Annotated in this window: 19 protein-coding genes; 9 read left to right on the top strand and 10 right to left on the bottom strand. The window is 72.4% G+C overall.

Annotation, left to right across the window (positions count from 1 at the left end; genetic code table 11):
* Window positions 1–50 precede the first annotated feature (50 nt).
* The 3 genes from ACGFZS_RS24835 to ACGFZS_RS24825 are packed head-to-tail and all read right to left on the bottom strand — an operon-like array spanning window position 51 to window position 2,907.
* The gene (locus ACGFZS_RS24835) at window positions 51–782 is read right to left on the bottom strand and encodes an HAD family hydrolase (RefSeq protein WP_393796971.1); all 732 of its coding nucleotides are present in this window, start codon (window positions 780–782) and stop codon (window positions 51–53) included.
* On the bottom strand, window positions 779–1,909 hold the full coding sequence (locus ACGFZS_RS24830) for an oxidoreductase (RefSeq protein WP_393796970.1): 1,131 nt from the start codon (window positions 1,907–1,909) through the stop codon (window positions 779–781). The genes ACGFZS_RS24835 and ACGFZS_RS24830 overlap by 4 nt, the downstream gene beginning before the upstream one ends.
* Complete coding sequence (locus ACGFZS_RS24825) at window positions 1,903–2,907, bottom strand: ScbA/BarX family gamma-butyrolactone biosynthesis protein (RefSeq protein WP_393796969.1); 1,005 nt, start codon at window positions 2,905–2,907, stop codon at window positions 1,903–1,905. The genes ACGFZS_RS24830 and ACGFZS_RS24825 overlap by 7 nt, the downstream gene beginning before the upstream one ends.
* 225 nt (window positions 2,908–3,132) lie before the next feature.
* On the opposite strand from ACGFZS_RS24825, the gene ACGFZS_RS24820 reads away from it, so the two are divergent.
* The gene (locus tag ACGFZS_RS24820; protein WP_393654424.1) at window positions 3,133–3,783 is read left to right on the top strand and encodes a ScbR family autoregulator-binding transcription factor; all 651 of its coding nucleotides are present in this window, start codon (window positions 3,133–3,135) and stop codon (window positions 3,781–3,783) included.
* A gap of 80 nt (window positions 3,784–3,863) precedes the next feature.
* Here the strand turns inward: ACGFZS_RS24820 and ACGFZS_RS24815 are convergent, their stop codons facing one another.
* Window positions 3,864–5,123, bottom strand: coding sequence for an MFS transporter (locus ACGFZS_RS24815; RefSeq protein ID WP_393796968.1), 1,260 nt, complete (start codon window positions 5,121–5,123; stop codon window positions 3,864–3,866).
* 97 nt (window positions 5,124–5,220) lie between these two features.
* Here ACGFZS_RS24815 and ACGFZS_RS24810 point away from each other — a divergent pair, with 97 nt between their 5' ends.
* Both ACGFZS_RS24810 and ACGFZS_RS24805 read left to right on the top strand, forming a co-directional pair.
* Window positions 5,221–5,613, top strand: coding sequence for an ArsR/SmtB family transcription factor (locus ACGFZS_RS24810; protein ID WP_393796967.1), 393 nt, complete (start codon window positions 5,221–5,223; stop codon window positions 5,611–5,613).
* Between the two features lie 253 nt (window positions 5,614–5,866).
* Complete coding sequence (locus tag ACGFZS_RS24805; RefSeq protein ID WP_393796966.1) at window positions 5,867–7,174, top strand: PP2C family protein-serine/threonine phosphatase; 1,308 nt, start codon at window positions 5,867–5,869, stop codon at window positions 7,172–7,174.
* Window positions 7,175–7,374: 200 nt separating this feature from the next.
* Here the strand turns inward: ACGFZS_RS24805 and ACGFZS_RS24800 are convergent, their stop codons facing one another.
* Together ACGFZS_RS24800 and ACGFZS_RS24795 are read right to left on the bottom strand one after the other, a co-directional pair.
* The gene (locus ACGFZS_RS24800; protein WP_393796965.1) at window positions 7,375–8,823 is read right to left on the bottom strand and encodes a sensor histidine kinase; all 1,449 of its coding nucleotides are present in this window, start codon (window positions 8,821–8,823) and stop codon (window positions 7,375–7,377) included.
* Window positions 8,820–9,575 carry a response regulator transcription factor gene (locus tag ACGFZS_RS24795; protein WP_393796964.1) on the bottom strand — a complete coding sequence of 252 codons (756 nt, stop codon included), beginning with the start codon at window positions 9,573–9,575 and terminating at the stop codon, window positions 8,820–8,822. The genes ACGFZS_RS24800 and ACGFZS_RS24795 overlap by 4 nt, the downstream gene beginning before the upstream one ends.
* Window positions 9,576–9,666: 91 nt before the next feature.
* Between ACGFZS_RS24795 and ACGFZS_RS24790 the strand changes: the two genes are divergently transcribed.
* The 3 genes from ACGFZS_RS24790 to ACGFZS_RS24780 are packed head-to-tail and all read left to right on the top strand — an operon-like array spanning window position 9,667 to window position 12,453.
* The gene (locus tag ACGFZS_RS24790; RefSeq protein WP_393796963.1) at window positions 9,667–11,004 is read left to right on the top strand and encodes a ferric reductase-like transmembrane domain-containing protein; all 1,338 of its coding nucleotides are present in this window, start codon (window positions 9,667–9,669) and stop codon (window positions 11,002–11,004) included.
* Window positions 11,005–11,014: 10 nt separating this feature from the next.
* A complete protein-coding gene (locus ACGFZS_RS24785) occupies window positions 11,015–11,728 on the top strand; it encodes an FMN-binding protein (protein WP_393796962.1) in 714 nt (237 codons plus the stop codon).
* 2 nt (window positions 11,729–11,730) lie between these two features.
* Window positions 11,731–12,453: an FAD:protein FMN transferase gene (locus ACGFZS_RS24780; protein ID WP_393796961.1), complete on the top strand. Its 723-nt coding sequence runs from the start codon at window positions 11,731–11,733 to the stop codon at window positions 12,451–12,453.
* A gap of 63 nt (window positions 12,454–12,516) precedes the next feature.
* Here ACGFZS_RS24780 and ACGFZS_RS24775 read toward each other — a convergent pair whose 3' ends face one another.
* The gene (locus tag ACGFZS_RS24775; protein WP_393796960.1) at window positions 12,517–14,631 is read right to left on the bottom strand and encodes an ArnT family glycosyltransferase; all 2,115 of its coding nucleotides are present in this window, start codon (window positions 14,629–14,631) and stop codon (window positions 12,517–12,519) included.
* Window positions 14,628–15,473 (bottom strand): dolichyl-phosphate beta-glucosyltransferase, encoded by an 846-nt coding sequence (locus ACGFZS_RS24770; RefSeq protein ID WP_393796959.1) that lies wholly within the window; start codon window positions 15,471–15,473, stop codon window positions 14,628–14,630. Before ACGFZS_RS24770 ends, ACGFZS_RS24775 begins: the two co-directional genes overlap by 4 nt.
* A 242-nt stretch (window positions 15,474–15,715) precedes the next feature.
* Between ACGFZS_RS24770 and ACGFZS_RS24765 the strand changes: the two genes are divergently transcribed.
* Genes ACGFZS_RS24765 through ACGFZS_RS24755 form a run of 3 tightly spaced genes read left to right on the top strand, consistent with a single transcriptional unit; the run spans window position 15,716 to window position 18,155 of the window.
* A complete protein-coding gene (locus ACGFZS_RS24765) occupies window positions 15,716–16,846 on the top strand; it encodes an ABC transporter ATP-binding protein (RefSeq protein WP_393796958.1) in 1,131 nt (376 codons plus the stop codon).
* A complete protein-coding gene (locus ACGFZS_RS24760; protein ID WP_393796957.1) occupies window positions 16,843–17,493 on the top strand; it encodes an ABC transporter permease in 651 nt (216 codons plus the stop codon). Before ACGFZS_RS24765 ends, ACGFZS_RS24760 begins: the two co-directional genes overlap by 4 nt.
* Window positions 17,490–18,155, top strand: coding sequence for an ABC transporter permease (locus ACGFZS_RS24755; protein WP_393796956.1), 666 nt, complete (start codon window positions 17,490–17,492; stop codon window positions 18,153–18,155). Before ACGFZS_RS24760 ends, ACGFZS_RS24755 begins: the two co-directional genes overlap by 4 nt.
* Before the next feature lie 71 nt (window positions 18,156–18,226).
* Here ACGFZS_RS24755 and ACGFZS_RS24750 read toward each other — a convergent pair whose 3' ends face one another.
* Both ACGFZS_RS24750 and ACGFZS_RS24745 read right to left on the bottom strand, forming a co-directional pair.
* Window positions 18,227–18,823 (bottom strand): ATP/GTP-binding protein, encoded by a 597-nt coding sequence (locus tag ACGFZS_RS24750; RefSeq protein WP_355707762.1) that lies wholly within the window; start codon window positions 18,821–18,823, stop codon window positions 18,227–18,229.
* Window positions 18,810–19,226, bottom strand: coding sequence for a DUF742 domain-containing protein (locus ACGFZS_RS24745; protein ID WP_355707760.1), 417 nt, complete (start codon window positions 19,224–19,226; stop codon window positions 18,810–18,812). Before ACGFZS_RS24745 ends, ACGFZS_RS24750 begins: the two co-directional genes overlap by 14 nt.
* Between the last annotated feature and the right edge of the window lie 24 nt (window positions 19,227–19,250).

Here is a 19,250-nt window from a genome sequence, read left to right as displayed (position 1 = left end):
ATAAACATACCCTCGCGAAGGAATGTTTTGGGGAGGGGGGAACCGGCCGGTCATCGGCTGTTGTCCGAGGCGGCCACGGACCGTCCGCCGCCCACCGCCGTGCGGCGCGGCCCGGTGTGCCCGGCGAGCACGGTCCAGCCGGCCCGCCGGGCCTCCGCCGTCAGCGGTGGTGAGCCGCCGACCACCACCGGATGCCCGACCGACCGCAGCATGGCGAGATCGCTCACGTGGTCGCCGTAGGCCCAGCAGTCCTCGGCGCGCGCTCCCCGCTCGTGTACGAAGGCGGTGACCGCGTCGGCCTTGGCCTGTCCGATCATCGGGCGGTCCACCTCGCCGGTGAGCAGCCCGCCGTCCGTCACGGACTGCTCGGCGCACCGCACCGCGGCGGCCCCGAAGTCCTCCGCCACCGCTTCCAGCAGCGGGCGCAGGGAACCGGACACGAGCACCACCTCGTCGCCACGGCACCGGTGGGCGTCGAGCGCCTCGACCGCGGTGGTCACGAACGCCCGCGGCCCCCGGCTGTGGGCGTCGTACCAGCGGCGCGCCATCGAGGTCAGCGTGGAGACGGGCACTCCGGCGAACCGGCGGTAGTACTCCCGGTTCAGGGTGTCGCGGTCCCCGCCCGCCGCCACCAGGGCCCGCAGATCGGGCACGCGGTCGGGGAGCGGCCAGGCACCCGAAGCGGCCCAGAAGTCCCAGAAGTCGAGCAGGGTCTTCGTGGCCAGCAGGGTCTCGTCGACGTCGAAGAAGGCCATGGACGGCTGGTGTCGTGCCTCGGTCACGGCGAGCCGCCCGGTTCCGCGGACAGCACGGCGGCCGCGTACGCCCGGGCCGCGGCGTCGGGGTCGAGCGTGGCGTGGCCCGCCGCCGCCGTGGCGTCCCGCCAGGCCCGCTGCACGGGGTGGTCCGGCGACTGGGCGCGCAGACCGCAGGTGCGGAACAGCTCGTCCACCGCCTCCCGGCACAGGGCGGCGGCCGCTGTCGCGTCCCTGCGGTTCTCGGCGACCGCGAGCGCGGTGATCTCCGCGTGGTCGGCCCGTTCGGCCGCTCCGCCGAGCAGCAGCCCGGCGCAGTGGATGTGCGCCGACGCCCGGGACAGCACGGTGTGCGTCGCCGGGTGCGGGGACGCCACGGCGGTCCGCTCGCGGATCCAGGCGCGCAGGGCTCCCCGGGCGATGCCGAGCAGGGGGGCGGCGAAGAGGAGGGCGGCGACCATGGGGAAGGGGACGGTGTGGCAGCGGGCCGCGCCGGGCTGCGGGCGCAGCAGCGCGTCCAGCGTGAACGAGCGGTGGCCCGGCACCCGTACCCCGTCGGCCACCACGGTGTTGCTGCCCGTCCCGCGCAGCCCCGACGTGTGCCAGGTGTCCCGCACCGACAGCTCCGCGCGGGGCACGGCGAAGATCCGGTGCTCCGGTTCGGCGCCGCCGGGCGTCCACGAGGCGAGCAGCACCCAGTCGGCGTGGTCCACCCCGCTGGCGGGCCGCCACTCACCGTCGAGCCGCCAGCCGTCTCCCTCCGCCACCGCACGCCCCTGGGGCGGTACGACGGCGGCGGCGATCCGCGCGCCGGGGCCCCGCTCCCAGACCTCGCGCTGCCCCTCGGCGGGCAGATAGGCGGCCAGCCGGCCGTGCGCGGCATACAGCGCGGCGCACCACGCCGTGGACCCGCAGGACTCCGCGACCTCCGCGACGGCGGTCACGAGCGCCCCGAACTCCCCGGCCGCGCCGCCCCAGCGGCCCGGCACGAAGTGGCGCGGGAAGCCGGCGGCGGTGATGGCGGCGACGACCTCGGGCGTCAGCCTGCGCTGCTCCTCGGCCCGGAGTGCCGCCTCGCGGGCGAGTTCCGTGAGTCCGGCCGGCTCCGGGACCGGGCGTGCCGGTGCGCGGTCCGTCCGGGGCACGGTCAGCATGTCGCTCCGGCGAGCCGGCGGTCGGCGCACGGCAGCGCCGAGATCACGCGCGCGGACGCGAGCTCGTGGCTTCCCTGTTCCGCCCGGAGCAGGAGCTCGACCTCGCGCCCGGTGCCGTCCACGTCGCCGACGCGCTCCGCGGTGACCGACACCGGCAGGTCCAGCTCGCCGAACGAGGTGAACCGGGTGACCATCGACTTTATGTACCGGGGCCGGTCCGCGGCGGTGGCGACGGCCACCTGGCGGAAGGCGGCGAGGAGCGCCATGCCCGGGATGTGGTCCGACGGGTGGTCGAACAGGACGGGGTGGTCGAGGTCCAGCCGCAGCCACCAGCGCTCGGGCCGCGCCGGGTCGGCGGATATCAGGACGTCGCGGTCCCGCCGCTGCCCGACCCGCGACGGCGCCAGGGGTACGGCCCTGGCGGGCTCCGGTGCGGGAGCCGCGCAGGCGTCGGCGGTGCCGCGCTTCCTGAGCAGCGCGTAGCGGCGCGGCTCCAGCACCTCCCAGCGCACCCGCGCCCGTCCCGCCCGGCCGGCCGGCGAGTGCACCTCCGCGTCCAGCTCCAGCCTCGTCCGGCGCGGATGCCGGTCCGTGCGCAGGCACCGGGTGTCGAGACCGAGCACGAGGGGCGCCGTACCCGGCGCGGGCAGCGGCGCGGTGAGTTCCACGCCGAGTTCGCCGAGGACGAAGTGGTGGCCGTACGGCACCTCGTGGAAGCGGTGCGACAGGTGGATGGCCGCCTGCCGCGCCGTCTCCGCGAGCAGGACCGGGTCGGACGTCGGGCCGCCCTGGTCGTCCAGGAAGTGGTCGCGGTGCCATGCGGCGCCGACGGCGAACCGTTCCTCCTCCAGCCGTGCCGCATCCGTGAGCAGGACTTCCGAGGCCTCGTACTTGTGCACCGTCTCGCGCGGCACGGGGTGGTCGAAACGGAGCCCGTTCCAGGGGTCTTGGAGGCCGTGGGGTTCCGGCGGCAGGGCGAGTGGTGGTACGAAATGCATGTTCTGCTTCCTCCCCGTAGTCGCGGCAGCGGGAGCGGGCCCGCTGTCGTCCCGTCCCCACGGGATGCGACCCTGAGAAAGATACCTTCCAGAAGGTTTCTTGTAGAGAACGTTTTTCGCCAACCTGGCCGGACGGAACCGTCCGCCGGGTCGTACACGTCATGTCCGTACCCGTGGAAGCCGGCCAGAGCCGGTGGAAGCCGCCAGACACAGAGGAACAGAGCCATGGTGGAGCCGCAGTCGGCGTATTCCTCGTTCGCCCACCGGAAGATCGTCACCAGAAGGGGGCCCGATCCCAAGCAGGACCGGTCCGCGCGCACCCGGCAGCTGGTGCTGACCGCGGCGTCGGAGCTGTTCGCGGAGCATGGATTCCGCCACACCTCGGTCAAGGACGTGGCCGACCGGGTGGAGATGACCAAGGGGGCCGTCTACTTCCACTACCCCACCAAAGAGGCCCTCGCGGTCGCCGTGGTGGAGGAGCACTACGCGCGCTGGCCGGCCCTGCTGGAGCAGGTCGTGACCGAGGGGCACGGTCCGCTCGGCACCGCCGCCCGCCTGCTGGAGCGGGCCGCCGTGGCCTTCCGCGACGACGTCATCGTGCAGGCGGGGGCGCGGCTGCAGATCGAGCGCCCGCAGATCGACGCCGAACTGCCGACGCCGTACCTCGACTGGACGGAACTCCTCGAGTCCCTGCTGCTCGCCGCCGCCGCCTCCGGTGAGCTCCGGGACGGGGTCGACCCGCGGGCGGCCGCGCGCGTGCTGGTCTCCGCCTTCTTCGGCGCCCAGCACATCTCGGACGTGCTGCACGGCCGGACGGATGTGGCGGACCGCTGGGCCGAGTCCAGCGAGCTGCTCTTCCACGCGATCCGCGCGTGAGGGGTCGACTCCGGTACGACGGCGCACCGCGGCCGGTGCCGCGGTGCGCCAGGGGAGGGAGGTGTGCGGGTGCCGACCGCTCACGCGGGCTCGGCGACCTTGTGCCGGGAGGCGACGACCACCAGGCCGCCGGTGACGGCGAGGCTCATCAGGACGACGGCGAACACGGTCGCGCCGCTGGTCAGCCCGATGGCGTCGCTGAGGTAGCCGGCCGAGACCGGCAACAGGCCCGCCGGTACGTAACCGCCCACGTTGAGGGCCGCGTTGGCCTCGGCGAGGCGCTGGGCCGGCACGCTGTGGTTGAGCAGGGAGAGCCCGCCGAGCTGCCCCATGCCCTGACCGGCCCCGGCCAGCAGCGCGGAGGCGATCAGCACCGGGACCGACGAGGTGTGCACGGCGGTGACCAGCGTGATCATGCTGAGCGTGGTGCTGATCGCGCCGGCGGTCAGGATGGTGCGCCGGGGCAGCTTCTGCACCGCGAACTGCACACCGGTCGCGGCCAGGAACATCGCGAACGCCATGGCTCCGGCGACGATCCGGCTGGTGGTGCCGAGCAGGCCGGACAGCAGTGAAGGACCGAGCGAGAGCACGAACGAGGTCGCGGTGATGCCGGGCGCGAACACCGCGATGCCGAGGACGAGCTGCCGGCCGCTGCCGTGCGGGACACCGGGTACGCGGATCCAGGCGCCCTTGGCGGGGCCGGCGGGGCGGCGCACCGGCATGCGCAGCACGGCGAGGACGGCGGTGGCGAGCAGCGCCATCTCCACCACGAAGACGGTGACGGTGGGGCCGGGCAGGGTCTCGGACAGCACGCCCGCGAGGAGCGGGCCGAGGCCGGCCCCGAAGACCATGGCGCAGGAGGCGAGCAGGGCCGCGAGCCGCTTGCGGTGCCCGCCTGCCACGTCCGTCACGGCGGCCATGCCCGCGGAGACGACCGCGCCGACGGCGATGCCGGTGAACAGCCGGGCCACGATCAGCGCGGCCACGCCGCCGGCGGTCGCGAAGATGACACAGGCGGCCAGCGCGAGCCCCAGCGCGGGCAGCAGGACCGTCTTGCGGCCGAGCCGGTCGGAGACGACGCCGGAGACGAGCAGGGATCCGAGCAGGCCGACGATGTAGAAGGCGAAGATCACGGTCAGGGTCCCCTTGGAGAACCCGATCTGCCGCTGCCACAGCACGTACAGCGGCGTCGCCGCGTTGGACAGGATGAAGACGGCCGTCACCGGCCAGGCGGCCAGCCATACCCACCAGGTGGGAGCGGTGCCCGCCCGCGGCGGCTCCTCCACCGCGGCCTCCCGCCCGCCCACCGCCTTCACGGGTGCGGTTCGACTCTCCGACATGACAGGTCCCTCCTGCTGGTGCAGTACGAGTTTCCTCGAACATAGCATGCAGTACGATTGGAGTCGTACAGGGGATTCAGGTCAGGAGGAGTTGTCCATGCCATCCACGGCGCGTCAGGCATCGGTGCGGGTGCCGGACTTCAAGGTGCTGCCGGTACCCGCGGATCTGCCCGAGCCGCTGCCCGAGCCGGCGGTGGAGGACCTGCGGCTGGAGGTGGTGCTGGGCGCCCTGAGCGACCCGCTGCGCCTGCGTATCGTGCAGAAGCTCCTGCTGGAGTCCGAGCGGTTCGACCACACCTGCGGCTGGTTCGGCTTCGACCGGCCCAAGTCCTCGCTGACCCATCACTTCAAGGCCCTGCGCGAGGCGGGCGTCACCCGGCAGCGCCAGTACGGCCTGGAGCGCCGCAGCCATGTCCGCGTCGACGACCTCGAGACCCGGTTCCCCGGCCTGCTGGAGCTGGTCGCGGCCTGGACACCGGACGGGGGCTGACCGGCGGGTTCGCTCCTCGGCGCCGGGGAGCGGCCTCGGCGGGCGCGGGCGACGGCGGGCACCCGCGCGGGGCCGCCCGGGGTGAACCGTTCGTCGTGGACGTGCCGCGGCCGCCTGCCGCACCCCTGGGGCGAGGGCGCACGGCCGTAGGCCGCGGCAACCTGCGCGCTCGCCGGCCCGGCGAACCGCCTCCGACAGCCCTGAGGTGTGAGTGGCTGGTGCCCGGTGCGGTGCTGTTTGAGATTCTGTGAGGGTGTCGGGTGTCGCGCGATGGTTCCAGTCCCGCAGGGGAGCCGCGTCCGCCGACGGCCCGGGCCGGTCGGGCCGGCCGGCCCGTCGGGGCGGCCCGGACGGGCTCACCGCGGCCGGCGATCCGGCCGCGCCGCTGAGGCTGCTGCGGACGGTGGCGGCGGGCATCGGCACGACCCTCGACGAGCCCACGACCTGCACGGAACTGACCCGGGCGGTGGTACGGACCGTCGGCGGCGGCGCGGCCGTGATGCGCCGGACCGGGGACACCGTCTCCGGCTACGAGTCGATCACCGGCGACCCCGACCTGCTGCCGGACGCCCGCTGGGCGACGGCGGTGGCCCGGGACGCGGGGACCCCGGCGGCCGACCGCTGGGCGGACCCCTGGCTGTCCCGCCCGGCCGCCGGCGGTATCCGTCCGGCCCTGTGCGCGCCCCTGACCAGCGGGTCCGACCAGTACGGCGTCCTGGTGTGCGCCCGGGAGGGCATCGCCTTCACCCGTGCGGAGGCCGAGCTGCTGGCCCTCCTCGCCGAACGCGCCGCCTCCCACATCCGGCACGCCCGGGAGTACGAGCAGGTCAACCGCACCGCGGGCGACCTGCAGCGGGCCCTGCTCTCCGAGCCGGGCCGCCCACACCCGAACCTCGACGTGGCGATCCGCTACCTCCCGGCCGGCGGGCGGGTGCTGGTCGGCGGCGACTGGTGCGAGACCGTACGGCTGCACTTCGGGCGCACCCTGCTGGTCGTCGGCGATGTGATGGGCCACGGCCTGGAGGCCGCCGTCGACATGAACGCCTACCGCTCCTCCCTGCGCTACATCGCCTCCTCCGAGCTGCCTCCGCACCGGGTGCTGCGCCAGCTCGACGACATCGCTGCCACCGAGGCCGACCGCAGACCCGCGACCTGCCTGCTGGTGCGCGTCGACCCGAGCCGCGGCCAGGTCACCCTGGCCAGCGCCGGCCATCTGCCGCCCGCGCTGATCACCGGGGCCGGCCGGACCTCACTCCTGCCGGTCCCCGTGGGCCCGCCCCTGGGCACCGGCTTCGGCGGCTACGAGTCGGCCACCCACCGGATCGAACCCGACCAGGCCCTGATCCTCTTCACCGACGGCCTCGTCGAACACCGCGGCGAGGACATCGACCGCTCCCTGCACCGCCTGGCCGCCCTCCACTTCAGCCCTGCCGTCGGGGTCGACGCCCTCCTCGAATCCATCCTCACCCGCCTCGACGCCCGCAACGCCGAGGACGACGTCGCGGTCCTCGCGGCGCGCCCACATCCCCGGCAGGGCCCGCTCGAACCAGAGGAGGGCTAGGCGGGTAGGGCGGTGGCCTGACCTCTCCGCTCCACCGAGGCGAGGGGATATCGCCGGACGGACACCGCTCCACGCGCCGGCGACGACCGCTCATCAGGCACAAGGTGTGCGGGTACCGACCCCGATCGGCGCCCGGGACGGCGGCAGCACGGCGTTCGACGGTCCGGCCCTCGGGCCCGCGTTCGGGAGCGTGCCCGCGCTCACCGGCCGTTCAGCCGGGGCAGAGTCAGGGTGAACACGGTGGTGTGCTCCGGGGCGTCGGTCAGGGTGATGGTGCCGCCGTGGGCCTGGAGGAGGGCGCGGGCCACCGAGAGGCCGAGGCCGCTGCCGCCGCGGTCGCGGCTGCGGGCCTTGTCGACGCGGTAGAAGCGGTCGAAGACCTGGGCCCGGTCGGCGGGCGGGATGCCGGGGCCCCGGTCGCCGACGCTCACGGAGGCCGAATCGGGCGTGACGGTGACGGACACGGAGACCGGTGTGCCCGTGGGCGTGTGCACCGCCGCGTTGGTGAGGAGGTTGTCCAGGACCTGGCGGATACGGACCGGGTCGAGGCGGAGCGGGACCGGGTCCGGGCCGGTGGTCACCGTCAGGGGATGGCCGGTGTGGGCCGCGCGGAAGGCGTCCGCGGCCTCCCGCACCAGCTCGGTCAGATCGGTGTCCTCCAGCCGCAGCGGGGCTTCCACCTCGGCCGCGTCCAGCCGGGCGAGCAGCAGCAGGTCGTCGAGGAGGATGCCCATCCGCGCGGCCTCCGCGCGCAGCCGGGCCAGGTGCTTGTCGCGTTCCTCGGGGGCGTTGGCGGCCGCGTACTGGAAGAGGTCGGCGTAGCCGCGTACCGACATCAGCGGCGTGCGCAGCTCGTGCGAGGCGTCCGCGACGAACCGGCGCAGCCGCTGCTCGGCCTCGGCGCGGACGGCGAGGGAGTGGTCGATGTGTTCGAGCATCGTGTTGAACGCGGTGCGCAGCTCCTCGACCTCGGGGCCGCCGCCCCGCTTGGCCGCGCGCAGCGGCAGCCGGGCCGCCGACTCGGTCAGGTTGTGCGAGGCGATGCCGTGCGCGGTGTGCGCCATGTCGCTCAGCGGCTCCAGGCCACTGCGCAGCAGCCGGCGGCCGAACACCACCAGCGCCAGCAGGGCCAGCCCGAACGCCACCACCTGGACGGTGACCAGCTGTCGTACCGTGTCGTCGATGGTGCCCGTCGGCGCGCCGCTGACCAGCACCACCCCCGGCTCCACCTCGCAGCCGCGCAGCCGGTACTCGCCCTGGCCGGTCAGGTCCTTGGTGCGCAGCACCTCGGTGCCCGCGGCGATCTGCGCCTTCGCCACCGAGGTGAGCGGGGCGATGTCCGAGGGCAGGTCACTGCTCTCCTCGGGCTTGCGCAGCACCGGGGTGCCGTGCGAGACGTCGTACACGGCGTAGTACCAGTGGTAGTACTTCTTGCCCTGGAGGGTGCCGTTCTGCACGATGCTCTTCGACTGGGCGGTCTGGGCGAGCCCGAGCTGGTCATCGAGCTGGGCCGAGAGATAGTCCCGCATATAGGTGGTCAGGGCCGTGCCGACGACCGCGAACACCACCAGGGCCAGCGCCCCCAGTCCCAGCGCCAGACGGGTGCCCAGGCGCATGCTCCGGTACGAGCGCAGCAGCCGGCCGATCACTCCGCGGCCTGCTGCCGGATGACGTACCCGAAGCCGCGCACGGTGTGGATCAGCGGCTCCCCGCCGGCCTCGTCCATCTTGCGGCGCAGCCGGCTGACCACCAGCTCCACGACGTTGGAGCGGCCGCCGAAGCCGTACTCCCACACATGGTCGAGGATCTGCGCCTTGGTGAGCACGGTCGGCGACTTGCGCATCAGGTAGCGCAGCACCTCGAACTCGGTGGGGGTCAGGGAGAGCAGCCGGTCGGCGCGGCGGACCTCACGGGTGTCCTCGTCCATCGTCAGATCGGCGATCCGGAGCACCGACCGCTGGAAGCCGGGACCGGCGCTGCGCCGCAGCACGGTCCGCAGCCGGGCCATCAGCTCCTCCACGGCGAACGGCTTGACCAGGTAGTCGTCCCCGCCCCGGGTCAGCCCCGCGACCCGGTCGGCGACCCCGTCGCGGGCCGTGAGGAACACCACCGGCACCATCGTCCCGGAGTGCCGCAGCCGGTCGAGCACCCCGAAGCCGTCCAGGTCCGGCAGCATCAGGTCGAGCACGACGATGTCCGGCCGGAAGTCGGCCGCCCGGGCCAGCGCGTCCTCACCCGAATACGCGGTGACCGCGTCCCAGCCCTCGTACCGCGCGACCGTCGCGACCAGGTCGGCGATCGGCGGGTCGTCGTCCACGACGAGGAGTCGTACTTTTTCCACCCGCTCATATTGCGCCACCCGGCCGTGGGCGCCAGACCCCTGCTCACACAGAGAACACATCGATAACCAGTTGAAAGCATCCCGACAGGAAAACGACAGCGGCCACGGGTGAAGCTCGACTCCCAGGACCCGATCAAGGAGCTGCCGACCCGTGACGACCGTCCAATCACCCCCTGCGCCCCCCACGGCGATACGCCCCAGGGTGGTGGCCCGCACGGGCCTGTACGCCGTGCTCGCCGTGAACGCGGCCGTGGTCGCCTACTTCTTCGCCCAGGCCGGTTTCGCCTCCAACGCGCTGATCGTCATCGGCCGCCTCTTCGGCCTGTACGGCGCCCTCGTCATGGCGTTCCAGCTGGTGCTGGTGGCCCGGCTGCCCTGGCTCGACCGCCGGATCGGCATGGACCGGCTGACCTCCTGGCACCGCTGGACCGGCTTCGCCCTGCTGTGGACGCTGCTCGCGCACGCCGTCTTCATCGGCTTCGGCTACGCCGACGGCGCGGGCGTCGGCCCGGTCGGCGAGATCGTCGACCTCGCGGAGACCACGGAAGGCGTGCTCAGGGCCGTGGTCGCGCTCGGCATCATCCTCGTGGTCGGCGCCGTCTCGGCCCGCTACGCCCGCCGCCGGCTCGCCTACGAGACCTGGCACTTCATCCACCTGTACACGTACGTGGCCGTGGTGCTCGCCTTCAGCCACCAGGTCGCGGTCGGTACGACCTTCACGGCGTCGTCCGCCGCCACGGCGTACTGGTACGCGGTGTGGGGCGTCGCGCTCGGCTCGGTGGTCCTCGGCCGCCTGGTCCTGCCGCTGTGGCGCAACTACCGGCACCAGTTCCGGGTCTCCGCCGTCGTCCCCGAGTCGGACAACGTCGTGTCCGTGTACGTCACCGGGCGCGACCTGGACCGGCTCGGCGCCCAGGCCGGCCAGTTCTTCCTGTGGCGGTTCCTGACCAGGGACCGCTGGTGGCAGGCGAACCCGTTCTCCCTGTCCGCCGCCCCCGACGGCCGCACCCTGCGCCTGACCGCCAAGGCGGCCGGCGACGGCAGCGCCGGCCTCCGGCACCTGAAGGCGGGCACCCGCGTCTTCGCCGAGGGCCCCTACGGCGCCTTCACCACCCTGCACCGGCAGAAGCCCGAGTCCCTGCTCATCGCGGGCGGCGTCGGCGTCACCCCGGTCCGCGCGCTCCTCGAGGACATCGAAGGCCACGCGATCGTCATCTACCGTGTCGGCAGCGACCGCGATGCCGTCCTCTACGACGAGCTGCGCGACCTCGCCGTCGCCAAGGGCGCCGAGCTGCACCTGGTCACCGGCCCGCCGGTCCCGGACAAGCTGGCCCCGCGCGAGCTGGTCCGCCTGGTGCCGGACATCGCCGACCGGGACGTCTTCCTCTGCGGCCCGCCCCCGATGATGAACGCGGTACTGCGCACCCTGGGAGACCTGGGCGTGCCCAAGCCGCAGATCCACTTCGAGCGTTTCAGCCTGGCGGGATGAGAGAGACACCGTGAAGCGAGCCATACCTGTCGTCGCCCTGAGCATCGCGGGCCTCATCCCCGTCTGGCGCTACGAGCCGTCCATCGGCGGTACGACCACCTCCGCCGCCGAGCCGACTCCCTCGGCCTCCTCCTCCGCCGCCACGTCCGGCACGGTCGTCAAGGGCACGACCATCGACACCGACAAGGGCCCGGTCCAGGTCCAGGTGACCTTCGACGGCGACAAGATCACCGCCGTGAAGATGCTGCAGCAGCCGGACCATCCGCAGACGACTGCCGCCGTGCCGGTGCTGATCTCGGAGACGCTGAAGGCGCAGAGCGCGGACATCGACACGGTCTCCGGCGCGACGATCACCAGCGACGCGTACAAGAAGTCCCTGCAGGCGGCGATCGACGACAACACCGAGTCGTCCTCCGCGTCGCCCTCGCCGTCCGCCTCCGCCTCGTCCGCCTCGGCTTCGGCCGCCGCGAAGGTGGTCGCCGGTTCGACGGTCAACACCGACAAGGGTCCCGTCCAGGTCCAGGTGACCTTCGCCGGGGAGAAGATCTCCGCGGTGAAGATGCTGCAGCAGCCGAATCATCCGCAGACGACGGCCGCGGTGCCGGTGCTGATCTCGGAGACGTTGAAGGCGCAGAGCGCGGACATCGACACGGTCTCCGGCGCGACGATCACCAGCGACGGCTACAGGGAGTCCCTCCAGGCCGCGATCGACGCGAAGGGCTGACCATGCACCGAGTCGAACACGTCATGGGGTTCCCGGTCTCGCTGCGGGTGGACGACGAGGGGGACTTCGCGGCGGCCGCGGACGCCGTCTTCGGCTGGCTGCGGGAGGTCGACGCGCGGTTCAGCCCCTTCCGGGCGGACAGCGAGGTCTCCCGGCTCGACCGGGGCGAACTCTCCGCGTCCGAGGTGAGCCCGGACCTCGCCGAGGTGCTCGCGCTGTGCGAGGAGTACCGGCTGGCGACCGGCGGCGCGTTCGACGTACGGCTGCCGGGGCGGGGTCTCGACCCGTGCGCGGTGGTCAAGGGCTGGTCGGTGCAGCGGGCGGCGGAGCTGCTGTCGGCGGCCGGGGCGAAGCGGTTCTGCCTGAACGCCGGGGGAGACGTGGTCGCGGCCGGCGGGCCCTGGCGGGTGGGGGTGCGCCACCCCGAGCACGCCGATCAGCTGTGCCTGGTCCTTGAGATCACGGACGGGGCGGTGGCCACCTCCGGGCGCTACGAGCGCGGCGACCACATCGTCGACGGCCGCACGGGCCGTCCGGCCACCGGCCTGCTCAGCGTCACCGTGGTCGCCCCGACGCTGACGGAGGCCGACTCCGCGGCGACGGCCGCCTTCGCGATGGGCACGGACGGCGCCGCGTGGGCGGCGGGCCGCCCGGGCTGCGAGGTGTTCGTGGTGGACGCGGACCGCGCCGTGCTGCGGACGCCGGGGCTGCCGGTCGCCGCGTGACCCCGGGTACGACACGAGAAGGCGGCCGCTCCGGGCGCCCCCCCTTCTCTTCCGGGGTGGGGATCAGCTGACGTCGGAGGCGTCCAGGCGGTACAGGCCGCTGTAGGCGCTCACGGCCGAGCCGTGCTTCTTCACCCAGGTCGCGATCTCGGTGTTGGTGCCCTGGCCGCCGTCGCTGCTGACCACGATGTAGTGCAGCTTGCCGGACTTCACCAGGCTCTTGAGCTTGGCGAGGGTCATCGCGTTGTCGCTGCCGGACCAGCCGCCCATGGAGATGACGGGCTGACCGGACTCCAGGATGATCGAGGAGGCCGTCTGGTCGGTGGCCACCGCCACCAGCCAGGTGGCGCCGTCCTGGTGCTTCTTCAGGTACGTGATCATCGCCGAGCTGACCTGGCCGCCGCCCATGCCTCCGGCGGTACGGCCGGACTGCGACTCGGAGCTGGAGCTGGAGCCGGACTCGGACTCGGAGCCGGTGCCGGACTCGGTGCCGGTGCTTCCCGTCCCGGTCGGCGGCTGCCCCATGGACTGCCCGCCGGAGCTTGCGGAGCTTCCGGTGCCGCTCGGGGCGCTGCCGCTCTTGGTCCCGCTCGGCGCGCTGCCGCTCGGGCGCTGGCCACCGCCGCCGCCCATCCCGCCCATGCCACCGCCGGTGCTGGGCCCGGCCGTCGGGTTGGTGCCGTTGGTGCTCGCGGTCGTGGCCGCCGAGACGGAGTACGCGGCCGGTCCGGCCAGCAGGGCGACGATCGCCGCCAGCGCCGCGAAGCCGATCAGCTTCTGCCGCTTCATGAACCGCCCGACCAGCAGCCCGGCCACCGCGAGCGCACCGCCCAGCGCGGCCACCAGCTCGGCGACCGTGTACACCGTGCCGGAGCCGGAGACCCGCTGGAGCAGGACGACCGCCCAGACCGTGCTGGCGGCGACGGCCGCCGGAAGCACCCAGCCCCACGCGGCTGCCGAGCCTTCGCGGAAGGCCTTGTACAGCATGACCCCGCCCGCGCCGGCCAGGGCGGCGATCCCCGGCGCCATGGCGGTGACGTAGTACGGGTGGAAGGTGCCCTCGGCGAGGGAGAAGGTCAGGAAGTGCAGGACGAACCAGCCGCCCCAGAGCAGCAGCGCCGCACGCCTGGCGTCGGTGCGCGGCGCCCGGCCGCGCAGCACCAGGCCGCCGACGAGGGCGATCGCGGCGAACGGGATCAGCCAGGAGATCTGGCCGCCCATGATGTCGTTGAACATCCGGTACAGACCCGAACTGCCGCCGAAGCTGGCGCCGTTGCCCGCCGAGCCCACCGAGGAGCTCGCCCCGAAGATCCGGCCGAAGCCGTTGTAGCCGATGACCAGGTCCCAGACCGTGTTGTCGGTGGAGCCGCCGATGTACGGCCGCGAGGAGGCCGGGATCAGGTCGACGATCACCATCCACCAGGCGCTGCTCACGACCAGGGCGACCGTGCCGACGGCCAGGTTGCGGACGCGCCTGCCCAGCGACAGGTTCGTGGCCCACAGATAGACCACGAAGAACGCGGGCAGTACGACGTAGGCCTGCATCATCTTGGTGTTGAACGCGAAGCCGATGGCGACCGCCGACCAGACCAGCGGCATCAACTTTCCGGTGCGCACGGCCTTCAGCAGGGCGGCCGCGCCGAGCAGCATCAGGAAGACCAGGATCGGGTCCGGGTTGGTGTCCCGGTTGATGGCGACGGTGATCGGCGTGAGGGTCAGGACGAGGGCGGCGATCGTACCGGCCACGACTCCGAAGTCCCGCTTGACCAGGCGGTACAGCAGGCCGACCGAGCCGACCCCGACCGCCACCATCGGCAGCATCAACTGCCAGGTGCCGTACCCGAAGGCGCGGGCGGACAGGCCCATCACCCACAGGGCGAAGGGGGGTTTGTCGACGGTGATGAAGCTGCCGGAGTCCAGGGCGCCGAAGAAGAACGCCTTCCAGCTCTTGGTGCCGGAGTAGACCGCCGCGTCGTAGAAGGTGTTGCCGGTGATCGAGGAGAGGTTCCAGGCGTACAGGGCGGTGGCCAGGAGCAGGATCGCCCAGAGGGCCGGGCGGGCCCAGCGCGGGTCCTCGGGGGCGCCCAGGAAGAGCCTTCTGGCGCGGGAGACCGGCGGGGTGGCGGCCCGGTGGCGGCCGTCCTGGACCGGGGTGGGCGGCGGGGCGAGGGTCGTCATGACGCGTACTCCATGGGCTCGACGGCGGTGGCTGCCGGGGCGGGCAGGGCCGTGACGTTCTGGGGGACGGTGGTGCGGCGGGGTACGGCCTGGATGCGGGTGCGGCCGGTGACGGTGGCCCGGAACATGCGGCCCATGCCCTTCAGGTCGTCGACGGCGGTGCGGACGATGTCGACCCGGCTGTCGGGGTCGTCGACCCAGTCGACCGGGACCTCGTGGACGCGCAGCCCGTTGCGCTGGGCGAGCACGAGAAGTTCGGTGTCGAAGAACCAGGCGGTGTCCTCGATGTGCGGGGCGAGGGCGCGGAAGACGTCGGTGCGGACGGCCTTGAAGCCGCACTGCGCGTCCGAGAAGCGGGCCCCGAGCCCGGCCTTGAGCAGCAGGTTGTAGGAGCGCGAGATGAACTCCCGCTTCGGGCCGCGCACGACGGCCGACTGCCGGTGCAGCCGGCTGCCGATCGCGAGGTCGCTGTGTCCGGACAGGAGCGGCGCGACCAGGGGCAGGAAGCCCTCGAGTCCCGTGGAGAGGTCGACGTCCATGTAGGCGACCACATCGGCCGTGGACCGGCTCCACACGTGCTTCAGGGCGCGGCCCCGGCCCTTCTCCTCCAGCCGCCGTGCGTGGACGTGCGGCAGGCGCAGGGTCAGGCCGGTCGCCACCGTCCAGGTGGCGTCCGTGCTCGCGTTGTCCGCGATCGTGATGCGGAACGGGAACGGGAAGGACTCTTCGAGGTATGCGTGGAGACGGCCGATGCTGTCGGCGAGGACATGGGCCTCGTTGTAGACCGGCACCACGATCTCGACCGACCGGCGCCGGACGCCTCCCGCGTTCGTTTCGTTCATGACGATGACGATCGGGGCGTCGTCTGGGGCGGTCCTGAGGCTTCACTGAGCGAACAATGAGAATCAGGGAACTCACAGGTGGCGCACAGTGGACACCGGCAGGTCACAGACTGAAGACGACCAGTCAGTCGCCAAAGTACTGAAACACTTGCGGTTTAAACTCTCTCAACAACGGCCTGTACCACGGCGACCGTGGTCGAAAACTGGGCACTCTCTGCCAAACCCGAAGGGTATTCGGCGTTTTGATACGGATAGATTCAGTCACCAAGCGGTACCCGGACGGTACGGTCGCCGTCGACCGACTCTCCCTGGAGATACCGGATCGCTCGATCACCGTCTTCGTCGGCCCCTCGGGCTGCGGCAAGACGACGACCCTGCGGATGATCAACCGCATGGTCGAGCCGAGCGAGGGCCGCATCCTGCTCGACGGCGCCGACATCCAGGCGCAGCCGGTCAACACCCTGCGCCGGTCCATGGGTTACGTCATCCAGAACGCCGGGCTCTTCCAGCACCGCACCATCATCGACAACATCGCCACCGTGCCCCGGCTGCTCGGCTGGACCAAGCAGAAGGCGCGCGCCCGGGCGGCCGAGCTGATGGAGCGGGTGGGTCTCGACTCGGCGCTCGCCAAGCGGTACCCCTACCAGCTCTCCGGCGGTCAGCAGCAGCGCGTCGGCGTGGCCCGGGCGCTCGCCGCCGACCCGCCGGTGCTCCTGATGGACGAGCCGTTCTCCGCCGTCGACCCCGTCGTCCGCAAGGGACTCCAGGACGAACTCCTGCGCATCCAGGACGAGTTGGGCAAGACGATCGTCTTCGTCACCCATGACATCGACGAGGCGATCAAGCTCGGCACGATGGTCGCCGTGATGCGCACCGGCGGCCACCTCGCCCAGTTCGCCCCGCCCGCCGAGCTGCTCACCGACCCCGCCGACGCCTTCGTCGAGGACTTCCTGGGCGCCGACCGGGGCATCCGCCGGCTCTCCTTCTTCCCGTCCGCCGGGCTCGAGTTGCAGCGGTCTCCGATCGTCCCGATCGACGCCGACGCCACCAAGCTCGGCGCCCGCACCTCGACGGACGCCCCCTACCTCCTCGTCACCGACCTGGACGGCAGGCCGCTCGGCTGGGGCGAGCCGCGCGCGCTCACCGCCGGTTCGATCGATCCGGCACGACTGCTCCCGTACGGACGGCCCTTCGTGCCCGGCAAGGACTCGCTGCGCGCCGCCCTCGACGGCTCGGTGCTCTCGCCGACCGGCTGGGCGGTGGCCGTGGACGGCGAGGGCCGCGCGGTCGGCGTCGTCTCGCAGCAGGTCATCGGCGCCGCGATCCGCGCCGCCCACGCCGAGGGCCACGACAACGCGAAGGTCGGGGGATGAGCGGCTTCTTCGACATCCCCAGCGACCTCCAGAACACCTACTTCGGACTGATCGGCCTCCACCTGCGCGAGGCCCTCATCCCGGTGCTGGCCGGTCTGCTGGTGTCCCTGCCCATCGCCCAGCTCTGCGTCCGCTTCCGCTGGCTGTACCCGCCGGTCCTCGGCGTGACCACGATCCTCTACGCCATCCCCTCCCTGGCCTTCTTCGTCGTCCTCATCGACTACACGGGCCAGACCGAGACGACGGTGATGATCCCGCTCGCGGTCTACAGCCTGGTGGTCCTGGTCCCGGCCATCGTGGACGGCGTCCGCTCGGTCCCGGCGGAGACCCTCGCCGCCGCGACCGCGATGGGCCTCGGCCCGGTACGCCGTTACTTCCAGGTCCAGTTGCCGATCGCCGTCCCCGCGATCATCGCGGGCCTGCGCGTCGCCACCGTCTCCAGCATCTCCCTGGTCAGCGTCGGCATGCTGATCGGCAACCAGGGCGCGCTCGGCAACCTGCTCAACGACGCGAACATCTACCACCGCCCCGAACTGGCGGTGAACTCGGTGGTGACCACCGCCGTGCTGGCCATCCTGGCCGACGCCGCCCTCGTCCTCGTACGCCGTGTGCTGACGCCCTGGATGCCGAAGGAGAGCACCCGGTGAACGTCCTCAACTTCGTCCACGCCTTCTTCAGCGACAGCTCCCACTGGCACGGCTACGACGGCATCCCCACCCGGCTCTGGGAGCACATCCAGTACTCCCTGGAGGCCCTCGCCTACGCGGCGGCCATCGGCCTGCCCATCGGGCTGGTCACCGGCCACTACGGGCGCGGCGGCAACACCCTCGCCCTGATCGCCACGGCCGGCCGGGCCCTGCCCAGCTTCGGTCTGCTGGTCCTCATGTTCATCTGGCTCGGCTTCGGCATGCTGCCGGTGATGATCCCGCTGGTGATCCTCGCCGTACCGCCGATCCTGGTCACCACGTACGAGGCGATGCGCTCGGTCGACCCGTCCCCGGTGGACGCGGCCCGGGGCATGGGCATGCCGGAGGCACGCGTCCTCTTCCAGGTCGAACTCCCGGTCGCCCTCCCGCTGATCCTCAGCGGCCTGCGCTCCGCGGCCATCCAGATCGTCTCCACCGCGACCATCGCGGCCTACGTCAGCCTGGGCGGTCTCGGCCGCTACATCATCGACGGCCTCTACCAGAAGAACTACGAGAAGGTGGTGGGCGGCGCGACCCTGGTGGCGGCGATGGCCCTGATCACCCTGGGCATCTTCTGGGCGGTACAGAGACTGACGGTGTCTCCTGGCGTACGCAGGGGATAGCAGCGCCCCCTAAGGGGCGCGGGGAACTGCGCGACCAGCCACATACGGCCCGCAGTTCCCCACCCACCGCCCTACCCCCCACTACGCGCCAACGCCAGCTCCAGCACAACGAGCAGCGCGTCCCGCACGGACCCCCGGTCCCGCGCGTCGAAGACGACCAGCGGCGTCGCCTCGGCGACGTCCAGCGCCCACCGCACCTCGTCCAGCGTGTGCTCGACCTTCCCGTCGAACGCGTTGATGGCGACGGCGAACGGGATGCCCTTGTGCTCGAAGTAGTCGACCGCGGCGTAGCAGTCGTCGAGGCGACGCGTGTCAACGATGACCAGACCGCCGAGCGCGCCCTCGACGATGTCGTCCCACATGAAGCCGAAGCGTTCCTGCCCCGGCGTGCCGAACAGGTACAGCTTCAGCGTCGGGTCGATGGTGATGCAGCCGAAGTCCATCGCCACGGTCGTGGTCGTCTTGCGCGGAGTGAGCGAGAGGTCGTCCACACCCGCCGCGACCTCGGTGATCGACGCCTCGGTGGTCAGTGGCTCGATCTCCGAGATCGAGCCGACGGCGGTGGTCTTGCCCACGCCGAAACCGCCCGCGATGACCATCTTCACCGGCAGCGGCGGCCGTACGGCCGTACGCCCGGCGCCCCGGGTCAGCGAGTCAGTCGGTGTCACGGAGTACCCCTCGGGAGTCTGGGATGGCCCGCAGGCCGTCGATAACCCTGCGCAGGACGGACGAGTCGTGGGTGGCCTCGAAGTCGGGCACATGCACGGACAGCTGTCCGGCCTCGCGCAGGTCTTCGGCCAGCACCCGGACCACGTTCAGGTGCAGCCGCAGCCGCGCCGCCAGTTCCGCGAGCGACTGCGGAATCCGGCACGCGGCGACGATGTCGTGCTGCTCGAAGGAGAGCCGGGCGAGCGCGGCGAGCCCGGCGGTGGTGGCCACCACCTGGGTCTCGACGGGCATCGCCGGTCCGGAGGCGCTGTCCGCCACCCGGCCGGCGGTGACCAGGAACGGCCGTACGGCGGGGGCGGGGCCGACCGGGTCCGGGCCCGGGGGCGGGGTGCCGTCCGCCATGGCTGTGTCTTCCTCTCTCGACCG

This window comes from Streptomyces sp. NPDC048288 (assembly GCF_043201555.1).
GTDB lineage: Bacteria > Actinomycetota > Actinomycetes > Streptomycetales > Streptomycetaceae > Streptomyces.
The sequence above is the reverse complement of the archived record's forward strand: the minus strand, read 5'-3'. Positions and strand labels throughout refer to the sequence as shown.